We start from the raw sequence: 16,396 nt of genomic DNA, 5'->3' as shown, positions 1-16,396 counted from the left end.
CTCAGCGCCCCTTGAATTGTGGCACGCGCTTTTCCATGAAGGCGCTGACGCCTTCGCGGTAGTCGTCGCTGCGTCCCAGTTCACTCATCATTTCGCACTCCAGCGCCAGCTGTTGCTGCAGGCTGTTGTGCGGACTGGCGTGCAAGGCTTGCTTGGTAAAGGCCAGGCCCTTGGTTGGCGCGCTGGCGAAGTGGCGTGCCATCGCTTGCACTTCGGCGGCGAAGTCCGCGTCAGGAATGGCTTTCCAGATCAGGCCCCAGGCTTCGGCTTTTTCGGCAGTGAGTTTTTCACCCAGCATGGCCAGGCCCATGGCGCGCGCGCTGCCGGCCAGGCGTGGCAGGAAATAGGTGCCGCCGGTGTCGGGGATCAGGCCCAGTTTGCAGAACACTTCGACAAATGAAGCGGATTGGGTGGCCAGCACGATATCGCAGGCCAGCGCGATGTTGGCGCCAGCGCCAGCGGCCACGCCGTTGACGGCGCAGATCACGGGCAGCGGCAGTGCGCGCAGCGATTGCACCATCGGCGCGTAGTTTTTCTCGACCGAGTCGCCCAGATCGACGGCGCGGGCGCCTGGTTCCACTGCGCGGTCGGACAGGTCCTGGCCAGCGCAGAAACCGCGCCCGGCGCCGGTCAGCACCAGCACGCGTACTTCGTCGCTGTTGCCGCTGCTGGCCGCGCTGGCGACGCGCTTGATGGCGTGGCGCACTTCGTCATGCATGGCTTGCGTGAAGCTGTTCAGCTTATCCGGACGGTTCAGCGTCAGCGTGGCGACGCCGCCGCTGATGTCGAACAGGATGTTCTGGTAATCCATGGTGTCTCCGTTATTCTGCCTGGTCGAAGTCGATGACGACTTTGGCGGTGGTGGGGAAGCTCTGGCAGCTCAATACATAGCCGCGCGCGATTTCGTAGTCTTCAAGGGCATAGTTGACGTCCATATCGACCTGGCCTTCGATGACCTTGCAGCGGCACGTGGAGCACACGCCGCCTTTGCACGAGTAGCGCATGTCGAGGCCCGCGCGCAGGCCGGCGTCGAGCAGCGATTCCTTGTCCTGCTCCATGCTGAAGCTGGTGGCGTTGCCGTCCATGATGACGGTGACTTCGGTCTGCTGATGGGCGGCAGTGCTGGCGGCGGCACGCGGCTGGTGCTGGTGTTTGGGGATGCTGGCGGCGAACAGTTCGATCTTGATGTTCTGTTTCGGCATGCCGGCTTCCTGCAAGGCGGCGGAGACGCCGAGCATCATGTCTTCCGGGCCGCAGATGAAGGCGGTGTCGATGTCTTCCACGCGCACCCAGTACTTGAGGAATTGCGCGGCCTTGTCTTTGGTGATGCGGCCGTTGAACAGTTCGATGTCCTGCTGCTCTCGGCTCATGACGTAGGCCAGTTTCAGGCGCTCCAGGTAGGTGTCCTTGAGGTCGGACAGTTCGTCCTTGAAGATCACCGAGGACGATGCGCGGTTGCCGTAGAAAAGCGTGAAGCGACTGTTGGGCTCTGTCGCCAGCGTGGTCTTGATGATAGACAGGATGGGCGTGATGCCGCTGCCGGCGGCAAACGCCAGGTAGTGCCTGGCGCTGGAGGCATCCAGCGGCACATTGAAGTGGCCCATGGGCGGCATCACGTCCAGTGTCTGGCCAACCTGCAAGGTGTCGTTGGCCCAGCAGGAGAACAGGCCGCCCTGGGTGCGCTTGATGGCAACGCGCAGCGCGCCGTCCTGCACGGCGGAGCAGATCGAGTAGGAACGGCGAACGTCTTCGTCGCCGATCTGCGCGCGCAGCGTCAGATGCTGGCCTTGCTGGAATCGGAAGCTGTCCTGCAGTTCGGCGGGCACGTTGAAGGTGACGGCGATGGTGTCGCGCGTTTCGTTGCGCACGTGGGCGATGGTCAGCGGGTGGAATTTGCTCATGATCTCAGTGGCACTTGAAGTAATCGAATGGCTCGCGGCAGGCCAGGCATTTGTACAGCGCTTTGCAAGGCGTGGAGCCGAACTGGCTGGTGATTTCGGTGTGCGCGGAGCCGCAGTGCGGACAGGCGATGCGTGGCGTGGAAGCAGCAGCGCGACGTGAGACGGCAGCACGGGCGCCGCCACGCAAGCCGCTGATGTCGATGACCTGCTGCGCGGGCGGTGCGATGCCGTAGCCTTGCAGCGCAAGCTTGCCCGCTTCACTCATCCAGTCGGTGGTCCAGGCGGGCGACAGCTGGTTGTGCAGCCGTACTTCGGCCACGCCGTGCGCATGCAGCGCCTCGGTGATGGCGTCGGCAATCACCTGCATGGCCGGGCAGCCCGAATATGTGGGTGTGATGGTGATGTCGTATGCGCCATCGCCGGCTATCTGTACGTCGCGCACGATGCCCAGGTCGACAATCGAGATGACAGGGATTTCGGGATCCGGGACTTCGCCGAGCCAGGCCCATATTTGCTCTGCATGGATCCCCGCTTGCGCGGGGACGACGGTGGCGGTGGTCATGGCAGCCTCGCTGCTTACCAGGTGGCGCCGGGGTAGGCGCGCTGCAGGAACTGCATCTCGGCCAGGATGTAGCCCAGGTGCTCGCTGTGGCGGCCTTGCTTGCCGCCTTTCTGCATCCAGGCGTCAGCGGGCGGCATGGCCAGCGTGGCTTCGGCCAGGATCTCGGCCACGTGCGCCAGCCAGTGTGCGCGCAGTTCGTTGGTGGCGGGCGCCACGCCGGCGGCCACCATGGCCTCATCCACGGCGTCGTAGGCAAATACTTCGCCGCTGTACATCCACAATTCGTTGACGGCGTTTTGCGTGCGCGCGTGACTCAGTTCCGTGCCGTCGCCGAGGCGCACCATCAGGTCGCCGCTGCGGCGCAGGTGGTAGGTCACCTCCTTGAGCGACTTCTCGGCGATGGCGGCAATGCGCGCGTCGCTGCTGCGCGTCAGGCCTTCGATCACGAAGTAGTGCCAGGTGTCGAAATAAAACTGGCGCACCAGCGTGTCAGCGTAATTGCCGTTGGGCTGTTCCAGCAGCAGGCAGTTCTTGAAGTCGTGGGCGTCGCGCAGATAGGCCAGCGTGTCTTCGTCGCGGCCCGCGCCTTCCAGTTCGGCCGCGTATTCGTACCACATGCGGGTCTGGCCCAGCAGGTCCAAAGCGACGTTGGTCAGCGCCATGTCTTCTTCCAGCGCCGGGCCTTTGCCGCACCACTGCGACAGCTGCTGGCTCAGGATCAGCGCATTGTCGCCCAGGCGCAGCAGGTAGTTGACCTTGTCGTCCATGCCCGGCCTCACAGGTTTTTGACTTCTTCCGGCATCGGGAAGAAGGTTGGATGGCGATACACCTTGCTGTTGGACGGTTCGAACAGCGCGCCCTTGTCGCCAGGGCTGCTGGCAACAATGTCGGCCGCGCGCACCACCCAGATGCTGACGCCTTCATTGCGGCGCGTGTAGACGTCGCGCGCGTTATTGACCGCCATCTCGGCGTCCGGTGCGTGCAGGCTGCCCACATGCTTGTGCGCCAGTCCATGCTGGCTGCGGATGAAAATTTCCCACAATGGCCATTCTTTACTCATGCTTGTCTCCTTAGGCCGCAGCGGCGCGCGCGGCTTGTTTGTCGGCGTGGGCGACCAGCGCGTCGCGGAACCACTCGCCATCGTCCCAGGCTTGCACGCGGGTGCGCAGGCGCTCGCGGTTGCACGGCCCATTGCCTTTGAGGACATTGTGGAATTCAGCCCAGTCGATGGCGCCGAAGTCGTAGTGGCCACGTTCGGCATTCCACTTCAGGTCAGGATCGGGCACGGTCAGGCCCAGGTATTCGGCCTGCGGCACGGTCTGGTCGACCATGCGCTGACGCAGTTCGTCATTGGAGAACAGCTTGATGCGCCACGCGGCCGATTGCGCGCTGTTGACCGACTCGGCGTCCGACGGCCCGAACATCATCAGCGACGGCCACCACCAGCGGTTCAGCGCATCCTGCGCCATGGCCTTCTGTTCGGGCGTGCCGCGGCATAGCGACAGCATGATGTCGTAGCCCTGGCGCGCATGGAACGATTCCTCCTTGCACACGCGGATCATGGCGCGCGCATACGGGCCGTACGAGCAGCGGCACAGCGGAATCTGGTTGATGATGGCCGAGCCGTCCACCAGCCAGCCGATCGCGCCCATGTCGGCCCAGCTCAGGGTCGGGTAATTGAAGATGCTGGAGTATTTGGCTTTGCCGCTGTGCAGCGCGGCCAGCAGTTCGTCGCGCGATACGCCCAGCGTTTCGGCGGCGCTGTACAGGTAGAGGCCGTGGCCGGCTTCGTCCTGGATCTTGGCCAGCAAGATGGATTTGCGCTTGAGCGTGGGCGCGCGCGTGACCCAGTTCCCTTCCGGCAGCTGGCCGACGATTTCCGAGTGGGCGTGCTGCGAGATCTGGCGTATCAGGGTTTTGCGGTAGGCTTCGGGCATCCAGTCCTTGGCCTCGATTTTGATGCCCTCGTCAATACGGGCCTGGAACGCGCGCTCTTCGGCGCTCATGTCGTCGGCCGTGCGGACCTGTTTCAGGCCGGTCTCTACCAGTTGTGCGTACATGGCTGTCTCCTCCTTCTCCACATATTACGATACATATTTTCGTTTGACTACGATTATTTTGACTCATATTAAAATGGTGCATTATGTTAATTTTTTGCTGCGGCCAGCGCGCGGCAAAAGTAAACTATTGATTCCATGTACAGATTAGTAAGCTGCCTATGAATTGCAACGACTGGATTGCCGGATTTCTGGCCAGTGACCCGCCGCGCTCGAAATCGCTGGTGGTCACCATCTTTGGCGATGCCATCGTGCCCCATGGCGGCATGGTGTGGCTGGGCAGTCTGATCGAGCTGCTGGCGCCGTTTGGCGTCAACGACCGCCTGCTGCGCACCTCGGTGTTCCGGCTGGCGCAGGAGGGCTGGCTGGGCGCACAGCGCGACGGCCGCCGCGCATCGTATGCGATCACGCCCGATGCGATGGCGCGCTTTGTGCACGCCTACCGCCGCATCTACGCGCCGCCCAATGTGCACTGGGACGGCAGCTGGACCCTGGTGCTCAACGGCGACGGCGCGCTCAACGCCGCCGAGCGCGCCAGCGTGCGCAAGGAACTGCTGTGGGAAGGCTATAGCGTGATTGCGCCCGGCATCATGGGCCATCCGGCAGCCGACGGCCCGGCGCTCGACGAGCTGCTCAAGCGGCTGGGCGTGGCCGGAAGGCTGTTTGTGGTGCAGGGCAAGTCGATGCGCCAGGTGGCGGCACGCCCGCTCAGCGACCTGGTGGCGGCGGGCTGGGATGTGGCAGGCGTGGCGGCCGGCTACAACCGCTTCATCGCCCAGTTCGAGCCGCTGCTGGCGGCGCTGCGCGCGGGCACGACCGATGGCGCGGCATTGGCGCCGGAAGCGGCGTTTGTGGTACGCACGCTGCTGATCCACGCCTACCGCCGCGTCCAGCTGCATGACCCGCAACTGCCGGTCGAGCTGCTGCCGACACCGTGGCCGGGCGCGCTCGCCTACGAACTGGCGCGGCAAATCTATGTGCTGGTCTACGCCGCCGCCGAACAGCACATCGACGCCGCCCTACACCGCGAAGACGCCGCCGCCCCTGCCGCCGAAGCAGCCTTCTTCGACCGTTTTGGCGGGCTGGCTTGAGGTCAGCCCGGGGCGTGGCAGCGCAGTAAACCGGCGCACTGGCGCATGAGCCTGTATCATGTCGGCTCCGCGCCATAAGCGCGTCCAACTATTTTCATAGAATTCACCAGGATTCCGCCATGCCTATCAAAATCAGCCAGCAGTTCGATGCCGGCGCTATCGAAGTGGTCCGCGCCGCTGATCCGGCCGCCATTGACCTGAACATCCGCAAGGACTCCCACGCCGACATCATTCAGTGGTTCTACTACCGCGTCCAGGGCGCGCAGGGCACGCCGCTGACCATGAATTTCCTGAACGCCGGCAGCGCCGCCTACCCGGATGGCTGGAAGGATTACCAGGCCGTCGCCAGCTACGACCGCGACAGCTGGTTCCGCGTGCCGACCACCTACGATGGCAAGACCATGACCATCAACCACACGCCCGAGTACGACAGCGTCTACTACGCTTACTTCGAGCCGTATTCGTGGGAACGCCATCTGGCGCTGCTGGACAACGCCCAGCTGTCGCCGCTGGTCAAGCTGGTTGACCTGGGCAACACGGTTGATGGCCGCGACCTCAACATGCTGGTGATCGGCGATCCGGAAGCGGAGCAGAAGGTGTGGGTCATCGCCCGTCAGCACCCGGGTGAAACCATGGCGGAATGGTTTGTCGAAGGCTTCGTCGAAGCGCTGCTGGACCCGGCCAATCCGTTTGGCCGCCAGTGCCTGAAGGAAGCCGTGTTCTATGTGGTGCCGAACATGAATCCGGACGGCTCGGTGCGCGGCAACCTGCGCACCAACGCGGCCGGCGCCAACCTCAACCGTGAATGGCTGAACCCGACCATGGAACGCAGCCCGGAAGTCTTCCTGGTCAAGCAGAAGATGCACGAAGTCGGCGTCGACCTGTGCCTGGACATCCACGGCGACGAAGGCTTGCCGTACGTGTTCGTGGCGGGCAGCGAATCGCTGCCGGACTTCACGCCGGACCAGATCGAAGCGCAGCAGTACTTCATCGATAACTTCCTGATCGCCAGCCCGGACTTCCAGGACGAATTCGGCTACGGCGAAACCCCGTACACGGCAGAGACGCTGACCATGGGTTCGCCGCATATCAGCCACGCGTTCGGCTGCCTGTCGCTGACGCTGGAGATGCCGTTCAAGGACAACGCCAACGATCCAGACCCGGACACCGGCTGGAACGGCGCCCGCAGCGCCGAGCTGGGCAAGGCGATCCTGCAGCCCGTGCTGCAATCGCTGCTGGCGCAGCAGTAACTGCCGGACACTGCGGCGCCACATTGCGTGGCGCCGCAGCCGTACGGCTTAAGACCCCGCCACCACCATATTTTCAATCAGGATCGAGCCGGTCTGCTTGGTGCCGCGCACCAGCACATCGTTACCGACCGCCACGATCTGCGCCAGCATATCCTTCATATTGCCGGCAATCGTGATCTCCTCGACCGGATACTGGATCACGCCATTCTCCACCCAGTAGCCGGCCGCGCCGCGCGAATAATCGCCGGTGACGTAGTTGGTGCCCTGCCCCATGAGTTCCGTGACCAGCAGGCCCGTGCCCATCTTGCGCAGCATGCCGGCAAAATCATCGGCCGGCTGCGTCAGCGACGAGGTCAGCGACAGATTGTGCGAACCGCCCGCATTGCCGGTAGTCTTCATGCCCAGCTTGCGGGCCGAATAGGTCGACAGGAAATACCCCTGCACCACGCCATCCTTGACCACATCGCGCTGCACCGTCCGCACGCCCTCTTCATCAAACGGCGCCGAGCCGACGCCGCCGATCACATGCGGATCTTCATAAATCTGTACGTGCGCCGGCAGCACCTGCTTGCCCAGCGAGTCGAGCAGGAACGACGACTTGCGGTACAGCGCACCGCCCGAAGTGGCCTGCACAAACGCGCCCAGCAGTCCGGCCGCCAGCGGCGCCTCGAACAGCACCGGGCAGTTGCGCGTATCAATGCTGCGCGCATTCAGACGCGCCAGCGCGCGCTCTGCCGCATAACGGCCGATCTGTTCCGGCGACGACATCTTGGCCGCATCGCGCACCGACGAATACCAGTCATCGCGCTGCATTTTGGCGCCCTTGCCGGCAATCGGCGCCACCGACAGCGTGTGGCGCGAAAACGGATAACCGCCGATAAAGCCGCGCGAGTTGGCCGCCACAAAGTGCGACTGCTGCACGTGCACGCCCGCGCCTTCCGAATTGGTCACGCGCGGATCGACCGCAAACGCGGCCGCTTCGGCGCGCTGCGCCAGCGCCACCGCCTCGGCGGTCGCGATCTCCCATGGATAGAACAGCTGCAGGTCGCGCGGCGCCATTTCCAGCTGGTCGGCGTCGGCCAGACCGGCGCAATCGTCATCGGCGGTAAAGCGCGCGATGTTGTAGGCCGCCTCCACCGTCGCCTTCAGCGCGGCAGGCGAAAAGTCCGAGGTCGAGGCATTGCCACGGCGCTGGCCGATGAACACCGTCACCCCCATGCCCTTGTCTTTATTTTGCTCGATGGTCTCGATCTGGCTCTTGCGCACCGACACAGACAGGCCGCTGCCCTCACTGATTTCGACGGCACAATCGGTGCCGCCCTGGGCTTTCGCATAGCCCAGCACATCGCGTGCGAGCTGCTTTAACTGGTCCTGGGTATGGGTAAAATAGGTATCGCTCATGGGCTGTTTTCTTCGGGTGACCGCTAAAACAGTTATCATAGCAGTCGTTTACAGTTTAGAGGGTGCAGCCATGCGCCCTAGCGAAAGTTAATAATATGGTAAATCCTAACCGCGGCGCCGTCGGCTTCAGCTCTTCCGAGTTCGAAGAAGAGTACGAGCGCCCTTCCAAATCCGAGGCCAAGCGCCAGTCCAACGCCCTGCAAAAGATGGGCGAAATCCTGGTCGAAGCCCCGCGCGACCGCGTCAAGCGCGTGCCCATGCCGGAAGACGTGCTGGAGGCCATCCTGATGTGCCAGACCATCACCAACCATGAAGGCCGTCGCCGCCAGCTGCAGTTTGTTGGCAAAAAGATGCGTACCCTGGACGAAGAGGAAGTCGCGCTGATCCAGAAAGCCATCGACAGCTGGAAAGGCGCATCCAAGTCGGAAACCGCCGCCATGCACGCGCTGGAGCGCCGCCGCGAGAAATTGCTGGCCGACGACAACGCGCTGACCACGCTGCTGGCGGAAAATCCGCAGCTCGAGGTCCAGCACCTGCGCACGCTGATCCGCAACGCACGCAAGGAGCAGGCCGAGAACAAGCCGCCCAAAGCCTACCGCGAAATCTTCCAGATCCTGAAACAGCTGGAAGCCGACAAGCGCAAGGCCGCCGGCATCGCCGACGACGAAGACGCCGGCACCGACGCCGATGACGAGTAACACCGTCGCCACCGAGCCGACGCTGCTGATCGGGCTGGTGTCGGTCTCCGACCGCGCCAGCGGCGGCGTCTACGCCGACCAGGGCATCCCGGCGCTGCAAGCCTGGCTGGCGTCCGCGCTGACCACGCCGTTCCGCGTCGAAACCCGCCTCATCGCCGACGAGCGCGCGCAGATCGAAGCCACGCTGACCGAGCTGGCCGACAGCGCGCGCTGCCACCTGATCCTGACCACCGGCGGCACCGGCCCGGCGCGGCGCGACGTCACGCCGGAAGCCACGCTGGCCGTGGGCACCAAGGAAATGCCCGGCTTCGGCGAACAGATGCGCCAGATCAGCCTGCACTTCGTGCCGACCGCCATCCTGTCGCGCCAGACCGCCGTGATCCGCGAAAGCGCCGGCCACGCCGCGCTGATCCTGAACCTGCCCGGCCAGCCGAAAGCCATCGCTGAAACGCTGGGCGGCCTCAAGGACGCCGACGGCAAGCCGCTGGTGGGCGGCATCTTTGCCGCCATCCCCTATTGCATCGACCTCATCGGCGGTCCCTACATGGAAACCGATGCGGCCGTGTGCCCAGCCTTCCGACCCAAATCCGCCATCCGCCCACAAGGAGCCGCATGAGCCTGCTGCAAACCATCGAAAAAGAAACCGGCGCCAACCCAACCGTCTCCATCATCTGGATGCACGGCCTGGGCGCCGACGCCAACGACTTCGTGCCCATGCTGCACGAGCTTGACTTCACCGGCCTGCCGGCGATCCGCTTCATCTTTCCGAATGCGGACACCATGCCCGTCACCGTCAACGGCGGCTACGTCATGCGCGCCTGGTACGACATCGTCGCCACCGACCTCGGCCGGCAGGAAGACGAAGGCGGCCTGCGCGCCTCGCAAGCCAAAATCGAAGCCCTGATCGCGCGCGAAAACGCGCGTGGCATCCCCAACGAGCGCATCATCCTGGCCGGCTTCTCGCAAGGCTGCGCGATGACGCTGCAAACCGGCCTGCGCCAGAGCGCGCCGCTGGCCGGCATGCTGTGCCTGTCCGGCTACGTGCCGATCGCCGCCCAGGCCGCCACCGAACACACGCCGGCCAGCAAAGCCACGCCGATCTTCCTGGTGCACGGCCGCATGGACCCGGTCATCCCGATCGCGCGCGCCACCGCCTCGCGCGACCTGCTGGTGCAGTGGGGCTACAACGTCGAATGGCACGAATACGCGATGCAACACTCGCTGTGCCAGGAAGAAGTCCAGCACATCAGCGCCTGGCTCAAAAAAGTCCTGTAAAACTCCGGGGTCAGGTCCGTCATTTCTACACGAGCTCATGTAGAAATGACGGACCTGACCCCGTTTTTGCGCTAGGCCAGCGCTGCCGCCAGTGCCTGTTCCCAGTCGGGCGCCGCGCGCTCTGAATTGGACAGGTGGATCACCGACAGCCGCTGTTGCGGCAAGCGCAGCAGCAGCGTATTGAAGCCCCACAGGCAGCCGCTGTGGAACACCACCTCCTGCCCCTGCCGCTGCAGCCACTCCAGCCCGAAACGATAGCTCGGCGCCACGCCGTCATTGAGCGGTGACGGCTGCAGCATCGCGTGCAACAGGCTGTCCGGCTGCGCCCACTGGGCGTGCCACGCGCGCTCCCACAACAGCAGCTCGCGCACGCTCGCATACAGGCCACCATCGCCCACCGTATTCGCATTGCCCAGATGCTGTTTGTAGCCGCCCGGCCTTGTGCCGCCGGTATCGGCCTCGTAGCTGAACACGCGCCCTGGCAGCACCGTCTGCCGGTCCTCATCAAAGCCCATGCGCGTGATGCCCAATGGCGCCAGCAACTGAGCGCGCACATAGCGCCCCAGCGACATGCCGCTCAAGCGCTCCACCAGCGCCGCCAGCAGGATGTAATTGCTGTTGCTGTAGCCGTGCTTTTCACCGGTCGTGAACAGCACGCTGTCCATGCGTGCAATCACTTTCAGGATGTCGGCATTATTGAAGTAGTCCGCTTCGTGCCGGCCTGGCTGGCAGCGCAGGAACTGGAAGTAGTCCGGTATGCCGCTGCTGTGATTCAGCAGCGAGCGCAAAGGAAAAGCCTGCTCAAACTCCGCCAGCTCCGGCAGATGACGGCACACATCGTCATCCAGCCCGATCGCGCCCGCGCGCACCAGCAACAGCATTGCCGCCGCCGTGAACTGCTTGGATTCCGACGCCATGTAATACATCGAATCAGCCGACAGCGGCACGCCCAGCTCCAGCGACGCCAGCCCGTGATGCAGCTCGAACGCCACCTCGCCATCGCGCAGCACCGCCGCGCTGAATCCCGGACCATCGGCCGGCAGCGTGGCCGCCAGCTCTTCGAAATACCTGCTTAATTGCATACTCACTCCGGTAACGGCGCGGCGCTGGACGCTGGCGCCGCTGTCTGCGCCGCATTCATCACCATCGCCAACAATGTGTAATAGCCGTTGATGCCCATTAGGTCCACCACGCCCTGCTCGCCAAACGCCGCCAGCGCCGCCGCGTAAGTGGCGTCATCGACGCGCTGCCGCTGGTGCAGCTGCATGCAGAAGTCATACACCAGCGTCTCATCGGCCAGCATCGCCGCCGGCCGCTGACGCGCCGCGATGGCCGCAATCACTTCCGCCGTCACGCCGTAGTCGCGTGCAATCGGCGCGTGAATCGCCCATTCCACCTGCTGGCTCCAGTGCCGCGCCGTCACCAGTATCGCCAGTTCCGTCAGCCGCGTGCCGATTGCGCTGCGGTAGCGCAGGTATTCGCCCATGCGCTGCGCCGCCGACATCAGCTCCGGGCTGCGTATCAGCGGCACGAACGGCCCATACAGCGCGCCGCGCGGCCCGTCGATCACCGCCTGCGCCGCCACCTGCTGGCTCGCGCTCATCTGCGCGAACGGAATGGGTCCAAGCCGGTCCTGGTCTTCCATGCTGCCTCCTGTTGTATTCAGCCATGATCCGGCATACATCAAAAACCCGCAAGCCAATCGCCGCTATCGTCGTCCTTCCGCCCCTGACAAAAGGACGTCCCATGAGCCACATCATCCACCGCAACCTGCGCCGCGCACCGCGCCTGGCCGTGCGCGCCGCCGGCCTTACCGTCACCGACAGCGAAGGCCGTCACTATCTCGATGCCAGCGGCGGCGCCGCCGTCTCTTCGCTGGGCCACGCCCATCCCGAGGTACTGGCGGCGATGCACGCGCAGATCGAACGCAACACCTACGCCCACACCGCCTTCTTCACCTGCGAAGCGGCCGAGGAACTGGCCACCCGCCTGGCCGGCGACGCTCCCGGCGACCTCGATCACGTCTACCTCGTCTCGGGCGGCTCGGAAGCCATGGAGACCGCGCTCAAACTCGCGCGCCAGTACTGGCTGGAACGCGGCCAGCCGCAGCGCACCACCTTCATCGCGCGCCGCCAGAGCTACCACGGCAACACGCTGGGCGCGCTGGCCGTGGGCGGCAACGAATGGCGCCGTGCTCCATTCGCGCCCTTGCTGATCGACGTTCCGCGCGTCTCTCCCTGCTACGAATACCGCGACCGCGCCGACGATGAAACCGGCGACGGCTACACCGCCCGCCTGCTGCACGAACTGGAACAAACCATCCTCGCCACCGGCCCTGAAAACGTCATCGGCTTCGTCGCTGAAACCGTGGTGGGCGCCACCGCCGGCGCCGTGCCGCCCACGCCGGGCTACTTCCGCGCCGTGCGCAAGCTGTGCGACCAATACGGCCTGCTGCTGATACTCGATGAAGTCATGTGCGGCATGGGCCGCTGCGGCACGCTGTACGCGTTTGAACAGGAAGGCATGCTGCCCGACCTGGTGGTGCTGGGCAAAGGCCTGGGCGCAGGCTACCAGCCCATCGGCGCCGTACTGGCGCGCACGCCCATCGTGGCCGCGCTGCGCGAAGGCAGCGGCGCCTTCCAGCACGGTCACACCTACATGGGCCACCCGGTTGCCGCCGCCGCCGCGCTGGCCGTGCAAAAGGTCATCCAGCGTGACAACCTGCTGGGCGCCGTCACCACGCGCGGCGCGGCGCTGCGGCGCATGCTGCGCACTGCCTTCAGCAACCATCCGCAGATCGGCGACATTCGCGGACGCGGACTGCTGATCGGACTGGAACTGGTGGCCGACCGCGCCACTAAAAAGCCGTTCGATCCGGCGCTGGCGCTGCACGCGGCCATCAAGGAGGCGGCCATGGCGCGCGGCCTGATGGTCTATCCCATGGGCGGCACCATTGATGGCCGCCACGGCGATCACATTCTGCTGGCGCCACCGTTTATCGCCAGCGAAGCGGAGCTGGCAGAAATCACCAGCCGCCTCGCCGACGCGCTGCAGGCAGCGCTTACTTCTTCGCCGTCCAGGCGATAACTTCCGCCTGCTGCTCGCCCAGACCGGCGATGCCCAGCCGCAGCGTGTCGCCCTTCTTCAGATAACGCTGCGGCTTGCGGCCCATGCCCACACCCGGCGGCGTGCCGGTCGCGATCACGTCGCCCGGCTCCAGCGTCATGAACTTCGACAGGTAGCTGACAATCTGCGCCACCGAGAAAATCATGGTCGCGGTATTCCCGGTCTGCATACGCTTGCCGTTCACGTCCAGATACAGGTCCAGATCCTGCACATCGTACAGATCCTCGGACGTCACCAGCCACGGGCCGACCGGGCCAAACGTATCGCAGCCCTTGCCCTTGTCCCACTGGCCACCGCGCTCGAGCTGATACTCGCGTTCCGAGACATCGTTGACCACCGTATAGCCGGCCACATACTTGAGCGCATCCGCCTCGCTCACGTACTGCGCGCGCGTGCCGATGATGACGCCCAGCTCCACTTCCCAGTCTGTCTTCTTCGAGCCTTGCGGCAGCATGATCGCATCGTCCGGGCCATTCAGCGCGCTGATCGCCTTCATGAACACGATCGGCTCCTTCGGCACCGGCTGGCCCGATTCCGCCGCATGGTCGGCATAATTGAGGCCGATGCAAATGAACTTGCCCACGCGCGCCACCGGCACGCCAAAGCGCGGATTGCCGCGCACCAGCGGCAGCGACGCAGGGGGAATCTTCTCCAGCTTGCGCAGCGACTTCGGCGCCAGCACCGCCGCATCGACGTCAGCGATCACGCCCGACAGGTCGCGCAGCTTGCCTTCCTCGTCGATCAGGCCTGGTTTCTCTTTGCCTGGACGGCCATAACGCACTAATCTCATACATCACCCTACAGTTAAAAAATCGCCGTCATTTTACCCGTAGCGCTCCTGCCGCAGCCATTTATTGGCGATGATCTTGGTGCCGCTGACCACCGGCGCACCACCATGCAGCGTTTGCGGGTCGGGCTGGTGGTTGCTGTCGGTGTTCAGGAACCACAGCGCATTGCCCTTCTTCGGGAACACCTCCAGCCCCAGATTCGGGAACACCGTGCCGCCGCCCTGGTCCACATCGCACAGGTACAGCACAAACGTCGCCAGCCGCTGGCCGCCGCGCGCCAGGTGCGAGCGATGGCCGGCGCTGTCCGGATCGAGCCAGTCGTAGTGCGGACGGTACTCCTGCGTCTTGCCGTATTTTTGCAGCTGGAATGGCTCGCTGCATTCGGGTGACCAGTGCGCCAGCGCCGCCAGCCGGCGGTCGATGCGCTCGGCCACTTCCGCCTCGCCGCGCTGGATGAACGCCATCTCCGAAGTGCGGCCCTCGTGCACCACGCTGGCGCCATCGGCTTCCGCGGTCACCGTCGACCGCGTGTAGCGCGCGCCGCAGTGTTCGACAATCGCATCGCATTCCTCGTCGCTGAGCACATTCCCGAGCAGGATCACCTGCGGCTTCTTGAGCACGAACAGCACCTCCACCTCGCGGTCCGGCACCACGATGCGGTTGCTGCTGACGTCAATGAAAGGCATCTCGCGCGGCGCCGAAAACACGCTTTCCGCCGCCGGTGCAGGCGCCGCCAGCGCGCTGCCGTCAACGCCGCTGGCGCGCAAGCGCAGCGCCTCGTCGATCGCCGCGCGTGCCACCGTCATGCTGTGCTGGCCCGAGCGGGCCATGCTGTTGGCCATGTCCAGCGGGCTGCAGCCGCGTTCCAGGTTGTCCATGATCCAGCCGCGCCAGGTTTGCGGCAGTGTGCTAAAAGCATTTGCAGAATCAGTCATCGCGTCGTCAAAGGCGGGAAGGATGGGAAGCCCATTCTACCGGATTGCCTGCCCGCCGCCGCACAAACCACAGCAATCCGGGCAGCTGCAACAACACCAGCGCGCCAAACGCCGTCTGGTACGCCGCCGCGGGATAGTGGCCCGGCCCATCCGGCCGCCAGCAGCCCACCACCAGCCCAAATCCCGCCTGCACCGCAAAGGCGCCCAGGAAGATCAGCAGGTTCAGACAGGTGGCCGCTCGTCCCGTCAGCGCAGCCGGCAGGCTTTGTGCGACGATGGTGTACTCGATCCCCGTCACCGTGCCCACCAGCGTAAACAGCACCGACAGCAACTGGTAGCTGGGCCGCCAGTTGCACACAAAGCCCAGCTGCACGCCAATGAACAGCGCCACCCCGACCGCCGCCACGCTGATGCTACGCACGCCGCGCCGGCCCATCCATTCGGTCAGCATGCCCGTCGCGATCGCGCCAAAGATCACCGCCGCCATGCCCAGGTACAGCAGATAGCCGACCGCCTCCTCATTGAATCCCGCCACGTCGCTGAGCCAGCGCGCGATCCACAAACCCTGCAGGCCAAAGAACACCATGTGCGGCACCAGCACCAGTGATGCCGTCTCGCGGAAAGCCGGATGGCGGTACACCTCACGCATCGCTTCCAGCAGCGCCGGTTTGCGCGTGGCTGCCGGCGGCGACGGCGACAGCACGCGTATCAGCATGCCAGTCAGCGCCGCCGCTGCCGCCAGCCACAGAAACAGTCCGCGCCAGTCCATATAGTGCAATGCCAGCCGCACCGGCAAGGTCGCCGACGCGGCCCCGAGGCCGCCGACCGCTATCAGATAGCCCTGCACCGACGGCAGGCGTGCCGGCGCGATCCAGGTCGAGATGGCCTTCACCGCCGACATGAAGCAGCCGCCCAGCCCCAGCCCGATGACAGCGCGCGCCGCCAGCAACTGCGCAAACGTCTGGCCGCCGGCAAACGCCAGCGTTCCCACCGCCGCCAGCAACAGCATCGGCAGCTGCACGCGCGACGGCCCCCAGCGGTCCAGCGCAATCCCGACCGGCAGCTGCGCCAGCGCGAACGCGAAAAAGAATGCGCTGGTCAGCAGGCCAAGCTGCCCCGGGGTCAAGCCCAGCGCCGCCACCAGTTGCGGCGCCAGCGTCGCATTCACCGTGCGGATCAGGCACGATAGAAAATGCCCCAGCGCGAACGGCAGGAACACCAGCACCAGCACCGCGCGGCCGGACAGTTCACGCCCGGCCGCCAGCGGCGAGGTGGCGGCCGGTATGGAGTCGGGCGCGCGCATGCTCGCCGC

General features: G+C 64.9%; 18 protein-coding genes. 6 read left to right on the top strand and 12 right to left on the bottom strand.

Going from position 1 to position 16,396, the window contains the following annotated elements:
- Window position 1 precedes the first annotated feature (1 nt).
- From paaG to paaA, 6 genes are read right to left on the bottom strand one after another with little or no spacing between them, the layout of a single operon-like run.
- Window positions 2-811: a 2-(1,2-epoxy-1,2-dihydrophenyl)acetyl-CoA isomerase PaaG gene (gene paaG, locus GTP58_RS16900; protein WP_161078453.1), complete on the bottom strand. Its 810-nt coding sequence runs from the start codon at window positions 809-811 to the stop codon at window positions 2-4.
- Between the two features lie 10 nt (window positions 812-821).
- A complete protein-coding gene (paaE, locus tag GTP58_RS16895) occupies window positions 822-1,901 on the bottom strand; it encodes a 1,2-phenylacetyl-CoA epoxidase subunit PaaE (RefSeq protein WP_161078452.1) in 1,080 nt (359 codons plus the stop codon).
- 4 nt (window positions 1,902-1,905) lie between these two features.
- Entirely contained in the window at window positions 1,906-2,463 is a 558-nt protein-coding gene (paaD, locus tag GTP58_RS16890; protein ID WP_161078451.1) for a 1,2-phenylacetyl-CoA epoxidase subunit PaaD, read from the bottom strand.
- A 14-nt stretch (window positions 2,464-2,477) separates the two neighbouring features.
- On the bottom strand, window positions 2,478-3,230 hold the full coding sequence (paaC, locus tag GTP58_RS16885; RefSeq protein WP_161078450.1) for a 1,2-phenylacetyl-CoA epoxidase subunit PaaC: 753 nt from the start codon (window positions 3,228-3,230) through the stop codon (window positions 2,478-2,480).
- An 8-nt stretch (window positions 3,231-3,238) separates the two neighbouring features.
- Window positions 3,239-3,523 (bottom strand): 1,2-phenylacetyl-CoA epoxidase subunit PaaB, encoded by a 285-nt coding sequence (paaB, locus tag GTP58_RS16880; protein WP_072786100.1) that lies wholly within the window; start codon window positions 3,521-3,523, stop codon window positions 3,239-3,241.
- A gap of 10 nt (window positions 3,524-3,533) precedes the next feature.
- Window positions 3,534-4,523, bottom strand: coding sequence for a 1,2-phenylacetyl-CoA epoxidase subunit PaaA (paaA, locus tag GTP58_RS16875; protein ID WP_072786099.1), 990 nt, complete (start codon window positions 4,521-4,523; stop codon window positions 3,534-3,536).
- A gap of 158 nt (window positions 4,524-4,681) precedes the next feature.
- Here paaA and paaX point away from each other — a divergent pair, with 158 nt between their 5' ends.
- Window positions 4,682-5,611, top strand: coding sequence for a phenylacetic acid degradation operon negative regulatory protein PaaX (gene paaX / locus GTP58_RS16870; RefSeq protein WP_161078449.1), 930 nt, complete (start codon window positions 4,682-4,684; stop codon window positions 5,609-5,611).
- 119 nt (window positions 5,612-5,730) lie between these two features.
- Window positions 5,731-6,861: a M14-type cytosolic carboxypeptidase gene (locus GTP58_RS16865; RefSeq protein WP_161078448.1), complete on the top strand. Its 1,131-nt coding sequence runs from the start codon at window positions 5,731-5,733 to the stop codon at window positions 6,859-6,861.
- A gap of 48 nt (window positions 6,862-6,909) precedes the next feature.
- Here GTP58_RS16865 and pmbA read toward each other — a convergent pair whose 3' ends face one another.
- Entirely contained in the window at window positions 6,910-8,262 is a 1,353-nt protein-coding gene (pmbA, locus tag GTP58_RS16860) for a metalloprotease PmbA (protein ID WP_161078447.1), read from the bottom strand.
- Window positions 8,263-8,357: 95 nt separating this feature from the next.
- On the opposite strand from pmbA, the gene yjgA reads away from it, so the two are divergent.
- The 3 genes from yjgA to GTP58_RS16845 are packed head-to-tail and all read left to right on the top strand — an operon-like array spanning window position 8,358 to window position 10,235.
- Window positions 8,358-8,960: a ribosome biogenesis factor YjgA gene (yjgA, locus tag GTP58_RS16855; protein ID WP_161078446.1), complete on the top strand. Its 603-nt coding sequence runs from the start codon at window positions 8,358-8,360 to the stop codon at window positions 8,958-8,960.
- Window positions 8,950-9,576 carry a molybdopterin adenylyltransferase gene (mog, locus tag GTP58_RS16850; RefSeq protein ID WP_161078445.1) on the top strand — a complete coding sequence of 209 codons (627 nt, stop codon included), beginning with the start codon at window positions 8,950-8,952 and terminating at the stop codon, window positions 9,574-9,576. Before yjgA ends, mog begins: the two co-directional genes overlap by 11 nt.
- Window positions 9,573-10,235, top strand: a complete 663-nt coding sequence (locus tag GTP58_RS16845; protein WP_161078444.1) for an alpha/beta hydrolase — start codon at window positions 9,573-9,575, stop codon at window positions 10,233-10,235. The genes mog and GTP58_RS16845 overlap by 4 nt, the downstream gene beginning before the upstream one ends.
- A 71-nt stretch (window positions 10,236-10,306) precedes the next feature.
- On the opposite strand, the gene GTP58_RS16840 is transcribed toward GTP58_RS16845, so the two are convergent.
- Both GTP58_RS16840 and GTP58_RS16835 read right to left on the bottom strand, forming a co-directional pair.
- Window positions 10,307-11,317, bottom strand: coding sequence for a serine hydrolase (locus GTP58_RS16840; protein ID WP_161078443.1), 1,011 nt, complete (start codon window positions 11,315-11,317; stop codon window positions 10,307-10,309).
- A gap of 2 nt (window positions 11,318-11,319) precedes the next feature.
- Window positions 11,320-11,880 (bottom strand): carboxymuconolactone decarboxylase family protein, encoded by a 561-nt coding sequence (locus GTP58_RS16835; protein WP_161078442.1) that lies wholly within the window; start codon window positions 11,878-11,880, stop codon window positions 11,320-11,322.
- 101 nt (window positions 11,881-11,981) lie between these two features.
- Between GTP58_RS16835 and GTP58_RS16830 the strand changes: the two genes are divergently transcribed.
- The gene (locus GTP58_RS16830) at window positions 11,982-13,322 is read left to right on the top strand and encodes an aspartate aminotransferase family protein (protein ID WP_161078441.1); all 1,341 of its coding nucleotides are present in this window, start codon (window positions 11,982-11,984) and stop codon (window positions 13,320-13,322) included.
- Here GTP58_RS16830 and GTP58_RS16825 read toward each other — a convergent pair.
- Genes GTP58_RS16825 through GTP58_RS16815 form a run of 3 tightly spaced genes read right to left on the bottom strand, consistent with a single transcriptional unit; the run spans window position 13,297 to window position 16,387 of the window.
- Window positions 13,297-14,151 carry a fumarylacetoacetate hydrolase family protein gene (locus tag GTP58_RS16825; RefSeq protein WP_161078440.1) on the bottom strand — a complete coding sequence of 285 codons (855 nt, stop codon included), beginning with the start codon at window positions 14,149-14,151 and terminating at the stop codon, window positions 13,297-13,299. The two genes, GTP58_RS16830 and GTP58_RS16825, sit on opposite strands and share 26 nt — an antisense overlap.
- Before the next feature lie 33 nt (window positions 14,152-14,184).
- Window positions 14,185-15,084 carry a 2OG-Fe(II) oxygenase gene (locus tag GTP58_RS16820; RefSeq protein ID WP_229215612.1) on the bottom strand — a complete coding sequence of 300 codons (900 nt, stop codon included), beginning with the start codon at window positions 15,082-15,084 and terminating at the stop codon, window positions 14,185-14,187.
- A 7-nt stretch (window positions 15,085-15,091) separates the two neighbouring features.
- Window positions 15,092-16,387 (bottom strand): MFS transporter, encoded by a 1,296-nt coding sequence (locus tag GTP58_RS16815; RefSeq protein WP_161078439.1) that lies wholly within the window; start codon window positions 16,385-16,387, stop codon window positions 15,092-15,094.
- Window positions 16,388-16,396 lie beyond the last annotated feature (9 nt).

The organism is Duganella sp. CY15W, assembly GCF_009857555.1.
Lineage (GTDB): Bacteria > Pseudomonadota > Gammaproteobacteria > Burkholderiales > Burkholderiaceae_D > Rugamonas > Rugamonas sacchari.
This window is presented reverse-complemented; position numbering and strand designations above follow the sequence as displayed.

What these genes read in the sequence shown, in the direction of transcription:
- paaB (WP_072786100.1), bottom strand. Translation starts at nt 3,523, where the DNA reads ATGAGTAAAGAATGGCCATTGTGGGAAATTTTCATCCGCAGCCAGCAT.
- pmbA (WP_161078447.1), bottom strand. Translation starts at nt 8,262, where the DNA reads ATGAGCGATACCTATTTTACCCATACCCAGGACCAGTTAAAGCAGCTC.
- GTP58_RS16820 (WP_229215612.1), bottom strand. Translation starts at nt 15,084, where the DNA reads ATGACTGATTCTGCAAATGCTTTTAGCACACTGCCGCAAACCTGGCGC.
- paaX (WP_161078449.1), top strand. Translation starts at nt 4,682, where the DNA reads ATGAATTGCAACGACTGGATTGCCGGATTTCTGGCCAGTGACCCGCCG.
- paaG (WP_161078453.1), bottom strand. Translation starts at nt 811, where the DNA reads ATGGATTACCAGAACATCCTGTTCGACATCAGCGGCGGCGTCGCCACG.
- paaE (WP_161078452.1), bottom strand. Translation starts at nt 1,901, where the DNA reads ATGAGCAAATTCCACCCGCTGACCATCGCCCACGTGCGCAACGAAACG.
- paaC (WP_161078450.1), bottom strand. Translation starts at nt 3,230, where the DNA reads ATGGACGACAAGGTCAACTACCTGCTGCGCCTGGGCGACAATGCGCTG.
- GTP58_RS16830 (WP_161078441.1), top strand. Translation starts at nt 11,982, where the DNA reads ATGAGCCACATCATCCACCGCAACCTGCGCCGCGCACCGCGCCTGGCC.
- GTP58_RS16835 (WP_161078442.1), bottom strand. Translation starts at nt 11,880, where the DNA reads ATGGAAGACCAGGACCGGCTTGGACCCATTCCGTTCGCGCAGATGAGC.
- mog (WP_161078445.1), top strand. Translation starts at nt 8,950, where the DNA reads ATGACGAGTAACACCGTCGCCACCGAGCCGACGCTGCTGATCGGGCTG.
- GTP58_RS16825 (WP_161078440.1), bottom strand. Translation starts at nt 14,151, where the DNA reads ATGAGATTAGTGCGTTATGGCCGTCCAGGCAAAGAGAAACCAGGCCTG.
- GTP58_RS16865 (WP_161078448.1), top strand. Translation starts at nt 5,731, where the DNA reads ATGCCTATCAAAATCAGCCAGCAGTTCGATGCCGGCGCTATCGAAGTG.
- GTP58_RS16815 (WP_161078439.1), bottom strand. Translation starts at nt 16,387, where the DNA reads ATGCGCGCGCCCGACTCCATACCGGCCGCCACCTCGCCGCTGGCGGCC.
- paaA (WP_072786099.1), bottom strand. Translation starts at nt 4,523, where the DNA reads ATGTACGCACAACTGGTAGAGACCGGCCTGAAACAGGTCCGCACGGCC.
- GTP58_RS16845 (WP_161078444.1), top strand. Translation starts at nt 9,573, where the DNA reads ATGAGCCTGCTGCAAACCATCGAAAAAGAAACCGGCGCCAACCCAACC.
- paaD (WP_161078451.1), bottom strand. Translation starts at nt 2,463, where the DNA reads ATGACCACCGCCACCGTCGTCCCCGCGCAAGCGGGGATCCATGCAGAG.
- GTP58_RS16840 (WP_161078443.1), bottom strand. Translation starts at nt 11,317, where the DNA reads ATGCAATTAAGCAGGTATTTCGAAGAGCTGGCGGCCACGCTGCCGGCC.
- yjgA (WP_161078446.1), top strand. Translation starts at nt 8,358, where the DNA reads ATGGTAAATCCTAACCGCGGCGCCGTCGGCTTCAGCTCTTCCGAGTTC.